An 11,091-nucleotide genomic window follows, 5' to 3' on the forward strand; every position below is an offset into this window, starting at 1 on the left:
GGGGTGCGGTCATGATAGGAGCCGCTCCTGTCTCAGGCAAGTTTCTCACTGTGTGCAACTCTAAGTATTTACCCTGGAGTGGCCAAGCGTTTTGGTTACTTACCATAATCACTTAGGCCCTCGTGCCTCTCCTCCTGCGAAACACCCATGAGCAAACTCATAGACGCCAAGGCAGTGGCCAGCCTGATCCCCGATGGTTCGACGGTGTGGCTCGGTGGCCTCGCGATGATGGGTTTTGCCGAAGAGATCGCCAAGGCCGTGGAGGCCTCGTTCCTCGCCACCGGCAAGCCACGCATGCTGACCACCTGGGCCTCGGGCGCCATCGGCAACGGCAAAGACGGCGGCATGGTGCACTTCGCCCACCCCGGCCTGCTCAAACGCATGATCGCGGGCCACTACGGCCAGTGCGGTGCGGCGCTCATGAAGATGGTGATGGCCGGCGAGATCGAGGCCTACAACTTCCCGCAGGGCACGCTGGCCAACCTGCCGCGCGAGATTGCGGCGCGCACACCGGGCCTCTTGACCAAGGTGGGCCTGGGCACCTTCGTCGACCCGCGCATTGAAGGCGGCAAGATGAACACGGCCACCACCGAGAGCTTGAACCAGGTGGTGCAATTTGCCGGTGAAGAGTGGCTCTTCTACCCAAGCCCGAAGGTCAACGTGGCCTTCATCCGCGGCACGCTGGCCGACGAGAAAGGCAACCTCACGATGGACAAGGAGGGTGTGCTGCTCGAAACCCTCTCGGTCGCGCAGGCCGTCAAAGCGAACGGCGGCATCGTGATCGCGCAGGTGGAGCGCATCGTCAAGGCCGGATCACTGCACCCCAAGTCGGTGAAGATTCCCGGCCTGGTGCTCGACCACCTCGTGCTGAGCCAGCCCGAGAACCACATGCAGACCATCAGCACGCAGTACAACCCGGCGCTGAGCGGCGACGTCCGCGTGCCGGTGCGCGACCTGCCGCCGATGCCACTCGACGCGCGCAAGGTGATCGCCCGCCGCGCCGCGGCCGAGCTGATCCGCGGGGCGGTGGTCAACCTCGGGATCGGCGTGCCCGCGGGTGTGCCGGCGGTGGCCCACGAAGAAGGCCTGGGCGACATCTTCGAGCTGAGCGTGGAGAGCGGCGTCAACGGCGGTGTGCCGCAGATGGGCGGGGACTTTGCGCTCTCGCTCAACGCCGAATCGATCATCGAGCAGCCACTGCAGTTCAACTTCTACGACGGCGGAGGCATCGACGTGAGCTGCCTCGGCCTCGCGCAAGCCGATGCGAGCGGCAACGTGAACGTGAGCAAATTCAGCGGCCGCCCGGTCGGGTGTGGCGGCTTCGTCAACATCACGCAAAGCGCGAAGAAGCTGGTCTTCTGCGGCACCTTCACGGCCGACGGGCTCGAGCTCGCCATCGGTGAGGGTCAGCTGAAAATCGTCAAGGAAGGTGCGGTGAAGAAGTTCATCCACACGGTGGAGCAGATCACCTTCAGCGGCCGCGGCGCGGTGCAACGCGAGCAAGAGGTGTTGTTCATCACCGAGCGCGCGGTGTTCCGCCTCACACCCGAGGGCCTGGAGCTGACCGAGGTGGCGCCGGGCATCGACCTCGAGCGCGATGTGCTCGCGCAGATGGACTTCAGGCCGGTGATGCACGGCAGCCCGAAGCTGATGGATGCCGGCATCTTCAAGCCGCAGTGGGGCGGCATGGCGGCGGCGATGGAACACGCTCGGCCGCTGCGCTGACGCTGTGCGCACAGTCGTTCTTGAATTGAACCAACCCGTGTGCGCATAGCGACCCACTGCACGGGATAGCCCCATGCTTGACCTCCGGAATATTGCTTAAATTTAGTAAGCAATTGACCTCGAGCCGCCGAACGAGTGGCCCACCCACCGGAGACATGCATGAACACCTACCGCACCAACTTGCGCCTCGGTCTGCTGGCCGCTGCCAGCATGGCCGCACTCACCGCCTGCGGCGGCAGCGATGACGACCCACCCGCCCTGCCGCAGCTGAGCGCCGCCTCCCCCGGCGCCTTGTCGGGCACCTGCGCCGACCTCGCGGCCCGCCTCACGCTGGCCAACACCACCATCACCGCCACCACCGACGTGCCCGCCGGCACGCTGATGGTCGCTGGCCAATCCGTGCCGCAACACTGCCGCGTCACCGGCTCGATGTACCCGCGCGTCGGCACCGACAACAACAACTACGCCATCGGCTTCGAGATGCGCCTGCCCAACGCCTGGAACGGCCGCTTCTTCTACCAAGCCAATGGCGGCATCGACGGCAGCGTGGGCACCGCCACCGGCCCCGTCAACGGCGGGCCCGGCCTCACCCACGCGTTGAACCTCGGCTTTGCCGTGATCAGCTCTGACGCCGGCCACGTGGGCTCGCTCGGCCCCAACTTCGGCATCGACCCGCAGGCTCGGCTCGACTATGGCTACCAGGCGGTGCAAAAGCTCACGCCCATGGCCAAGAGCCTGATCCAGACGGCCTACGGCAAGGCCCCCGACCGCTCCTACTTTGGCGGCTGCTCCAACGGGGGGCGCCACGCCATGGTCGCGATGAGCCGCATGGCCGACCAGTACGACGGTTTCCTGGCCGGCGCTCCAGGCTACAACCTCCCCAAGGCCGCCATCGCCAACATCTTCGGCGCGCAGCGCTATGCGCTCATCGACCCCACCAACCTGGCCAACGCCTTCACAGCCGCCGAACGCACCACCGTCGCCAACGCCGTGCTCGCCAAGTGCGACGCGCTCGACGGCAGCGCCGACGGCCTGGTGCAAGACGTCGAAGCCTGCCGCAGCGCGTTCAACTTCGCCATCGACGTGCCCACCTGCACCGGCGCACGCGACGGCAGCTGCCTCAGCACCTCGCAGAAGGTGGCCATTGCGCCGATCTTCAGTGGTGCCACCACCAGCAACGGCCGCTCGTTTTACGCCAGCTTCCCGTACGACCCGGGCATCGCGAGCGGCGGCATCCCGTTCTGGGAATTCATCGCGCCCGTCGCGCTCGACACCGGCGGCGTGGCGCACATCTGGAAGGTGCCGCCCGAGCCGGTGGCCGGCTTCAACGGTGCCAGCTTTGCACTCAACCTCAACATCGACCTGGCGCTGCAGTGGATAGAAACCACCGACACCAACTACACCGAGTCGGCGATGAGTTTCATGACTCCGCCCAACCCGACGCAACTCTCCACGCTGAAGAACCGCGGCGCCAAGGTGATGGTCTATCACGGTGTGGCCGACCCGATCTTCTCGGTCGACGACACCAAGGCCTGGTACGACGGCCTGCGCGCCAACAACGGTGGTGACGCAAGCAACTTCGCGCGCTTCTACCGCGTGCCCGGCATGGGCCACTGCTCGGGCGGCCCCGCCACCGACCAGTTCGACATGCTGACGCCGCTGGTCGCCTGGGTCGAACAAGGCACGGTGCCCGCCCCGGTGGTGGCCACCGCACGCGGCCCCGGCAACGCCGCCGCCATCAACCCCGAGGTGCCCGCCGGCTGGGCCGCCAACCGCAGCCGCCCGCTGTGCCCCTACCCGCAGGTGGCGCGCTACACCACGGGTGACGTGAACCTGGCGGCCAGCTTCAGCTGCCAGTGAGTCGCTGACGGCCCCACTCCGTTCGTGCTGAGCTTGTCGAAGACCAGCGTGTGCAGCGCGCACCCTTCGACAGGCTCAGGGCGAACGGAGCGGGTGGGGCTGCTTGGGCTGCTGGCACACTCCGCGCTTGCTCACGCGTTGCGTGCCTTCGCCCCCAGGAGAGCCCATGTCCCCGATTCTCAAAGCCTGCGCCACTGCCTGCCTGTGCCTCACCTCGGCCGCCATGGCGCAAAAGCCCCCGCCGCTCAAGGTCGGCTTCATGCTGCCCTACACCGGCACCTATGCCGCGCTCGGCAACATGATCGAGAGCGGCTTCAAGCTCTACGTGCAGGAACAAGGCGGCAAGCTCGGCGGGCGCGAGCTGCAGTACTTCAAGGTCGACGACGAATCGGAGCCGTCGAAGGCCACCGACAACGTCAACAAGCTGATCAAGCGCGATCAGGTTGACGTGCTGGTGGGCAGCGTGCACAGCGGGGTGGCGCTCGCGATGGCGCGCGCAGCGAAAGAGAGCAACACCTTGCTCATCGTGCCCAACGCGGGCGCTGACGCCATCACCGGACCGCTCTGTTCGCCCAGCATCGTGCGCAGCTCGTTCAGCAACTGGCAGCCGGGTTATGCCACCGGCATGATCGCTGCCGGCAAGGGCCACAAGCGCGCCATGACCATCACCTGGAACTACGCCGCAGGCAGCGAGACGGTGAAGGGCTTCACCGAGGCGTTTGAAAAAGGCGGCGGCAAGGTGCTGAAAGACCTGACCCTGCCCTTCCCCAATGTCGAGTTCCAGGCACTGCTGACCGAGATCGCCGCCCAGAAGCCCGATGTGGTGTTCGCCTTCTTCGCCGGTGGCGGTGCGGTGAAATTCGTCAAGGACTACGCGGCCGCCGGCCTCAACAAGACGGTGCCGCTGGTGGCCTCGGGCTTCCTGACCGACGGCACGATCGAAGCGCAAGGCGACGCCGCGCAAGGCATCCTCACCGGCCTGCACTACGCCGACAACCTCGACACCCCGCGCAACAACGCCTTCCGCAAGAGCTTTGCGCTGGCCTACAAGGCCAATGCCGATGTGTACGCGGTGCAGGGCTACGACGCGGCGCAGATCCTTGGCGCAGGCCTCACGGCGGTGAGGGGCGATTTCAGCCAGCGTGACGCGCTCACCACCGCGATGCGCAAGACCACCGTCGACAGCCCGCGCGGCAAGTTCACGCTGTCAGCAGCCGGCAACCCGGTGCAAGACATGTACGTGCGCGAGGTGAAAGGCAAATACAACGAGTCGCGCGGCGTGGCGGCCAAGGCCCTGGCCGACCCGGCACGCGGCTGCAAGCTCTGAGGCCGCGCCTCAGGTCTTGGGGTCGATCACGCGGTCGTCTTCCGGGTCTTCGGGGATGTTTGCGGGCACCGGCCCCTCGTCGGGCTCCACCGGCATGGAGCCGGGCACCATGTCGTCGGGAACGTCGTGGGTCGGGTGAGTCGGGTGGTGCTTGTGGGTCGCGTTGCCAGACATGGTGTCTCCATACATCGTGTGCTCGGAAGATCCCACGTTGTGACCGCCGACCCGAATGGTCTGTGCGCCTTCGCACATTGCCTGCGGCTCGTTTCATGTTTGCAGCCCGCTAGCGGAACAGCGCGTCGACCCTGACACGCACGGCGTCGCAAGAGAGCGCTTGGGCGGCGGGCGCAGGCAAGCCCGCCTGCTGGTCCAGACCCGCGTCGCGGCGCCAGAACTCGAGCCACGCGCGGCTGCGCTCGGCGACCCATCGCCCCGCTCGACCGGTGAGCGCGAGCCGGTCGAGGTCGCGGCCGGTCATCGACACCTGTCGCGCCGCGGTGTACGGGATGAGGACCAGCGGGATGCCCGAGGCCAGGGCTGTAGGAGATCCCGACGTGCAGTACCCGTCGCTGTCCGATGGCGGGGGTTGCCAGGGCCACCGACAGTCGAAGCGAAGCCGACATGGCGATCCGGCAGCCCGTGTGAATCAGCCTGACCCTGCAAGGATCCGTCATGACGCAACCGTTTCAACAGTGGACCGTTCTGCCGCACGGCAAGCTGGTGCCGATCGACGAGAACATCCTGACGGTGGTGGGTGAGATTCACATGCCGCTCATGGACCTTCCGCGGCGCATGACCGTGGTTCGCTTGCGCGACGCCAGCCTGGTGGTCTTCAGCGCCATCGCCCTCGACGAGGACGAGATGGCCGCGCTCGAAGCCTACGGTCGACCGTCGGTCTTGATCGTGCCGAGCGACAAACATCGGCTCGATGCGAAAACCTGGAAAGACCGCTATCCGGAGATCGAGGTCGTGGCACCCGAGGGCGCGCGCGCGAAGGTGGAGGAATCGGTGGCGGTCGACACGGTGTCGCCCCGCTTCGATGACCCGAACGTGCAGTTCGTGACCGTGCCCGGAACGCGTGGCCGGGAGGCGGCGCTCGTGATCCGCACGCACGCGGGCACGACGCTCTTGCTGAACGACGTGGTCGGCAACATCCGCGACGCAGCCGGCTTTGGCGGCTGGCTGTTGCACCTGGCGGGCTTTGCCGGCAAGGAAGCGCAGATTCCCGCGGTCGTGAAGATGGCGGTGATCGAGGACAAGAAGGCCTTGCGCGCACAGCTGCTGCAGTGGGCCGAGATCGACTCGCTGATCCGCATCCTGGTTTCGCACGGGTCGCCCATCGAAGACAACCCACGCCAGGTGCTGCGTGAGCTTGCGGACTCGCTGACATGAGCGCGCCACTGACACCCGCCACGCAACTGGCCATGAAGGCCAAGACCCCGTTTCCGGGGGCGTCGCCTGACTACGAGGCGGCCCGCAGGGCCCTGCTCGCCGAAGAGATCGAGTTCCGTCGCCACATGACCCGTCTGTGCGAGCAACGCCGCGCCCTGCCGCCGGGGCCGGTGATCACCAAGCCCTATCGTTTCAAGGACGAGCAGGCGACCGAGGTGGCCTTGCTGGACCTCTTCGGCGACAAGCACACGCTCGTCGCCTACTTCTGGATGTATGGGCCGCAGCGCGAGCGGCCGTGCCCGATGTGCACCAACTGGCTCGGCTCCGTCAATGGCAATGCCGCCGACATCAAGCAGCGCGTGGCGTTCAAAGTCATGGGGCGCTCCTCGGTGGAGCGGCAATTTGCCTTCGCCCAGGAAAGAGGCTGGCGCGACCTGAACTTCGTGCAGACGGTGGGCGACGACTATGCCAAGGATCTCGGCATCCTGATGCCCGACGGCGGTGAGTCGGCCGCGTTGGTCGTCTTCAAGCGCGACGGCGACCAGGTTCGCCTCTTCTGGGCCAGCGAGATGAGCCTCGCGATGGCCGACCCGGGCCAGGACCCGCGCGACGCGCCCGACATCGCATCGCTCTGGTCGGTGCTCGACCTCACGCCTGAAGGCCGCCCGGCCGACTGGTACCCGAAGCTGAATTACTGACCTGGTTCTGGTGCTTGTCGCATCGACCTCTCCCCCCCTTTCCCCGCATTTCCCAAGGAGAAACACATGAACCTGACCTCCCACCCGCTGCCCGACACCGCCTCGGGCGACAAGGACCTTGCCGAGCAGGCGCGCCCCGGCCACGGCATTCCGTCGCAGGACCCGAGCCCCTCGGCCCAGAGCCCGCTCGAACCCGAGGAAGCCAAGCGCGAGGCCAAGTCGGTGCTGATGGGTGGCGGCATGATGGTGGGCGCCGCCACCGGCGCCGCCATCGGTGTGGCAGTGGCCGGCCCGGTGGGTGTGCTGGTGGGTGGCACCGTCGGCGCCGTGGCGGGCGCGCTGGGGGGAGCGGCGGGTGGGGCGGCCACCGGCGCGACGACGGCGAGCGCGGAGGCTTCGCCCAGCCAAACGGGCACAGGGCTCGCGCCCGAGGTGCGCCTGCACATCGAAGACAGCGGTGGCGCTGGCCGACCGGTGGTGCTGATCCATGGCTGGCCGCTGTCGGCCCAGGCCTGGGAGCAGCAGGTGTCGATGCTGCGCGCTGCCGGCCACCGCGTGGTGGCCTACGACCGCAGGGGCTTCGGCCGCTCGGACAAGCCCGAGTCGGGGTACGGCTACGACACGTTGGCCGATGACTTGCAGCGCGTCATGGACCAGTGCGGCCTGCAAGACGTGACACTGGTGGGCTTCTCGATGGGCGGTGGCGAAGTGGCGCGCTACGTCGGCCGGCTCGGCGAGTCGCGCCTGCACAGCGTGGTGTTTGCCGCGGCCGTGCCGCCCTGCCTGATGAAATCAGCCGACAACCCCGACGGCCCGCTCACGCCCGAGAAGGCAAAGCAGAAGAAGAGAGCGCTGGGGGAAGACCGCAGCGCCTACTTCGACCAGTTCACGAAAGACTTCTTCTCGGCCCACGGTGCGCTGCAGGTCACCGAGTCGCAGCGCGCCGAGGCGATCGCGCTGTGCCACCAGTCGGCGCAACATGCGGCGCTGGCCTGCATGGACTCGTTTGCCACGACCGACTTCCGCGAAGACCTGAAAAAGCTGACGTTGCCCACGCTCGTGATCCACGGCGAGGCCGACGCCATCGTGCCGCTCGAAGGCTCGGGCCAGCGCACACACCGCGCCGTGGCCCACAGCCAGCTGGTGGTGGTGGACGGTGCGCCGCACGGGTTCAACGTGTCGCACGCCAAGGCATTCAACGAAGCGTTGTTGTCGTTCTTGCGCGGGTAAACGGCCTTCGCAGCCGCCACGGCGTGGGCGGCCCGCTTGCAAGGTCATCCTGGCCCGGGAGGGTCGGCGTTCTCGCGCTTCTGGGCGGGGGATGCCGCGTCGCCTTCTGTCGAGGCCTGTGCCGGGGCCGCTGGCAGTTTGTCCAGGGCTTGTCGCGCGCTGTCCAAGGTGTCTTGCAGCACGTTGAGTGATTCCGTCAGTTCGGGGATGCGCGAGGGATCGGCGCCTCGGAAATCCGACTCCTGAAACTGCGGGCGTTTCGGCTTTTTCGATTTCACGGTGAAACCACTCGGTCTTGTGAGGCGGGAGCTTGCCGGCGCAAAGGGTGTCTCGACATCCATCGCGCCCGTCATATGTGCAATTCGCACATTTATAACAAACCGGCGACACCTCGAGCGGAACGCGGACTGAGGATTTACCCGGTCGTTCCCGCGCTCCATCGAGCGCGGTAAAGCAGATTCACCCGCCGCCCCCACCGACTCCGCACAAACCCCAGGCCGGCATTCATGGGTTGACAAGCCCCCACGTCTCGTCATAAAACAAACGTTCTTGCTTATTAATAAATAGAACAAACGTTCCATAACGATTCCAAGAGGCACCCGAGCGACGTTCACGGCTGAACGTTTTGCCCCGGGGCCGCCAGGAGACAAACAGATGAAGACGACCGTTGGGTTCAGCGTGCGCAGTTGCGCGCGCCGTGGTACCGCCTTGTTCACCGCCCTTGCGCTCGCCGCGTGCGGCGGGGGCGGCTCAGACAATTCCAATGACGGCACCACGGCGCCGCCCGCCAGCAGCGAGGGCAGCACACGTGAGCAGGCGATGGCCATTGCGGCGCCGGGTGCGAGCACCTGGTCGCCGTTGATCAACCTGTCGCTGGTGCCTTCGTCGGCCGCCAATCTTCCCAACGGCAAGCTGCTGTTCTGGTCATCGGCCGACCGCTTCTCCGACGGCGCGCCGAGCGGGCGCACCTACACCTCGTTGTTCGACCCGGCCACCAACACGGCCACCGAAACGCTGGTCACCAACACCGGGCACGACATGTTTTGCACCGGCACCACCAACCTGCCCGACGGCCGCATCCTCGCCAACGGTGGCAAGGACGCCGGCAAGACCAGCATCTACGACCCCGTCACCAACACCTGGTCGACCGCGGCGGCCATGACCATCGCACGCGGCTACAGCGCCAACACGCTGATGCCCGACGGCTCGGTGCTCACGCTGGGCGGCTCGTGGAGCGGTGGCCTGGGCGGCAAGCATGGCGAGCTGTGGACGGCCGCCGGCGGCTGGCGCCGCCTCACCGGCGTGCCGGTCGACAGCACGCAGGCACCCGACCCGCAGGGCCTCTTCCGCGCCGACAACCACATGTGGCTGTTCCCTGCGCCCAACGGCCAGATCCTGCAGGCCGGCCCGGGCGCGGCCATGAACTGGATCGACACCCAAGGCAATGGCCGCATCACAACGGCCGGCACGCGCGGTGACGACGCCTACTCACAAAGCGGCAACGCGGTGATGTACGACATCGGCAAGGTGCTCAAGGTCGGTGGTGCGCCCGCCTACCAGGGGCTGAACGCCAGCAACAGCGCGTATGTGATCGACATGAACGCCGGTGTCTCGGTGCGCAAGCTCGCGCCGATGCAGTACGCGCGCATCTTCAGCAACGGCGTGGTGCTGCCCAACGGGCAAGTGGTCGTGATCGGCGGCCACACGCTGGGCAACCCGTTCTCCGACAACAACTCGGTGCTGATCCCCGAGCTGTGGGACCCGGTCACCGAGACCTTCACCCCCTTGCCCCCCATCGCCACGCCGCGCAACTACCACTCGGTGGCGCTGCTGATGCCCGACGGGCGCGTGATGTCGGGCGGCGGCGGGCTGTGCGGCGGCTGTGCCACCAACCACCCCAACATCCAGATTCTCACGCCGCACTACCTGCTCAACGACAACGGCACGCCGGCCACACGCCCGGTGCTCAACACCGTGCCGGCCACGGCCACACACGGCACCACGATGGCGGTGACCACCAACTCGGCCGTCACCTCGTTTGCGCTCGTGCGCCTGGGCTCGAACACGCACACCATCAACAACGACCAACGGCGCATCCCGCTGCAGTTCACGAGCACCGGCACCAACGCGTATTCGCTCACCATCCCGAGCAACCCGCACGTGGTGCTGCCAGGCCACTACATGCTGTTCGCCATGAACGCGGCGGGCACGCCGTCGGTCTCCAAGAATGTGCGCATCTCGGGTGATGCGGCGCCCCAACTCACCAACCCGGGCAGCCAGAACAGCACCACCGGCAACACCGTCACGCTCAACCTCGCAGCCACCACACCGAGCGGCACACTGAGCTTTGCGGCCACCGGTTTGCCGCCGGGCCTGAGCATCAACGCCACCACCGGCGCCATCAGCGGCACGCCCACCAACGCCGGCCAGCACGTCGTCACGCTCTCGGCCAGCAACAACGTGGCCACCACTAGCACCAACGTGGCATGGAACGTGGTGATCCCGGCCATCGCCGCCTCGTGGGTGCGGCTCGAAGCCGTGTCCGAGACCAACGGCCAGCCCTGGACTTCGATGGCCGAGTTCAACCTGCTCGACCGCAGCGGCGCCACCATCCCCCGCACCGGCTGGCAGGTGCAGGTCGACAGCCAGGAGGCGGCCTCGGGCAACAACTCGGCCGCCGCCGCCATCGACGGCAACGCAGCCACCTACTGGCACACGCAATACACCGGCACCACCGCACCGATGCCGCACCACAACACCGTCAACCTGGGCGGGCCGCGCACCTTCGGCGGCTTCCGCTATTTGCCGCGCCCGGCGGCGGGCGGTGTCAACGGCGTGATCGCCGGCTGGAACTTCTAC

10 protein-coding genes are annotated in these 11,091 nt (G+C 67.0%); 7 read left to right on the forward strand and 3 right to left on the reverse strand.

Annotation, left to right across the window (positions count from 1 at the left end):
- The first annotated feature begins 147 nt into the window (after positions 1-147).
- From RMO40_RS22025 to RMO40_RS22035, 3 genes are all read left to right on the forward strand, one after another.
- On the forward strand, positions 148-1,725 hold the full coding sequence (locus RMO40_RS22025; protein WP_309725743.1) for a CoA-transferase: 1,578 nt from the start codon (positions 148-150) through the stop codon (positions 1,723-1,725).
- Between the two features lie 159 nt (positions 1,726-1,884).
- Positions 1,885-3,585, forward strand: a complete 1,701-nt coding sequence (locus tag RMO40_RS22030) for a tannase/feruloyl esterase family alpha/beta hydrolase (protein ID WP_309725744.1) — start codon at positions 1,885-1,887, stop codon at positions 3,583-3,585.
- A 166-nt stretch (positions 3,586-3,751) separates the two neighbouring features.
- Entirely contained in the window at positions 3,752-4,912 is a 1,161-nt protein-coding gene (locus RMO40_RS22035) for an ABC transporter substrate-binding protein (protein WP_489660221.1), read from the forward strand.
- A gap of 9 nt (positions 4,913-4,921) precedes the next feature.
- On the opposite strand, the gene RMO40_RS22040 is transcribed toward RMO40_RS22035, so the two are convergent.
- Together RMO40_RS22040 and RMO40_RS22045 are read right to left on the reverse strand one after the other, a co-directional pair.
- Entirely contained in the window at positions 4,922-5,086 is a 165-nt protein-coding gene (locus RMO40_RS22040; protein ID WP_309725745.1) for a hypothetical protein, read from the reverse strand.
- Between the two features lie 109 nt (positions 5,087-5,195).
- Positions 5,196-5,396, reverse strand: a complete 201-nt coding sequence (locus RMO40_RS22045) for a hypothetical protein (RefSeq protein WP_309725746.1) — start codon at positions 5,394-5,396, stop codon at positions 5,196-5,198.
- A gap of 188 nt (positions 5,397-5,584) precedes the next feature.
- On the opposite strand from RMO40_RS22045, the gene RMO40_RS22050 reads away from it, so the two are divergent.
- The 3 genes from RMO40_RS22050 (at position 5,585) to RMO40_RS22060 (ending at position 8,232) form a co-directional block, all read left to right on the forward strand.
- Positions 5,585-6,304 (forward strand): hypothetical protein, encoded by a 720-nt coding sequence (locus RMO40_RS22050; protein WP_309725747.1) that lies wholly within the window; start codon positions 5,585-5,587, stop codon positions 6,302-6,304.
- Positions 6,301-7,002 (forward strand): DUF899 family protein, encoded by a 702-nt coding sequence (locus tag RMO40_RS22055; protein ID WP_309725748.1) that lies wholly within the window; start codon positions 6,301-6,303, stop codon positions 7,000-7,002. The genes RMO40_RS22050 and RMO40_RS22055 overlap by 4 nt, the downstream gene beginning before the upstream one ends.
- Positions 7,003-7,068: 66 nt before the next feature.
- A complete protein-coding gene (locus RMO40_RS22060; protein ID WP_309725749.1) occupies positions 7,069-8,232 on the forward strand; it encodes an alpha/beta fold hydrolase in 1,164 nt (387 codons plus the stop codon).
- 44 nt (positions 8,233-8,276) lie between these two features.
- Here the strand turns inward: RMO40_RS22060 and RMO40_RS22065 are convergent, their stop codons facing one another.
- Positions 8,277-8,573 carry a hypothetical protein gene (locus RMO40_RS22065; protein WP_309725750.1) on the reverse strand — a complete coding sequence of 99 codons (297 nt, stop codon included), beginning with the start codon at positions 8,571-8,573 and terminating at the stop codon, positions 8,277-8,279.
- A 313-nt stretch (positions 8,574-8,886) separates the two neighbouring features.
- Here RMO40_RS22065 and RMO40_RS22070 point away from each other — a divergent pair.
- Positions 8,887-11,091 (forward strand): galactose oxidase-like domain-containing protein (locus RMO40_RS22070; RefSeq protein ID WP_309725751.1); only part of this gene is annotated, 2,205 nt, incomplete at its 3' end.

Origin of the sequence: Rhizobacter sp. (assembly GCF_031412075.1) — a bacterium.
Lineage (GTDB): Bacteria > Pseudomonadota > Gammaproteobacteria > Burkholderiales > Burkholderiaceae_C > Rhizobacter.

Coding starts and splice junctions, on each gene's coding strand:
- RMO40_RS22025 (WP_309725743.1), top strand. CDS start 148: ATGAGCAAACTCATAGACGCCAAGGCAGTGGCCAGCCTGATCCCCGAT.
- RMO40_RS22030 (WP_309725744.1), top strand. CDS start 1,885: ATGAACACCTACCGCACCAACTTGCGCCTCGGTCTGCTGGCCGCTGCC.
- RMO40_RS22035 (WP_489660221.1), top strand. CDS start 3,752: ATGTCCCCGATTCTCAAAGCCTGCGCCACTGCCTGCCTGTGCCTCACC.
- RMO40_RS22040 (WP_309725745.1), bottom strand. CDS start 5,086: ATGTCTGGCAACGCGACCCACAAGCACCACCCGACTCACCCGACCCAC.
- RMO40_RS22050 (WP_309725747.1), top strand. CDS start 5,585: ATGACGCAACCGTTTCAACAGTGGACCGTTCTGCCGCACGGCAAGCTG.
- RMO40_RS22055 (WP_309725748.1), top strand. CDS start 6,301: ATGAGCGCGCCACTGACACCCGCCACGCAACTGGCCATGAAGGCCAAG.
- RMO40_RS22060 (WP_309725749.1), top strand. CDS start 7,069: ATGAACCTGACCTCCCACCCGCTGCCCGACACCGCCTCGGGCGACAAG.
- RMO40_RS22065 (WP_309725750.1), bottom strand. CDS start 8,573: ATGGATGTCGAGACACCCTTTGCGCCGGCAAGCTCCCGCCTCACAAGA.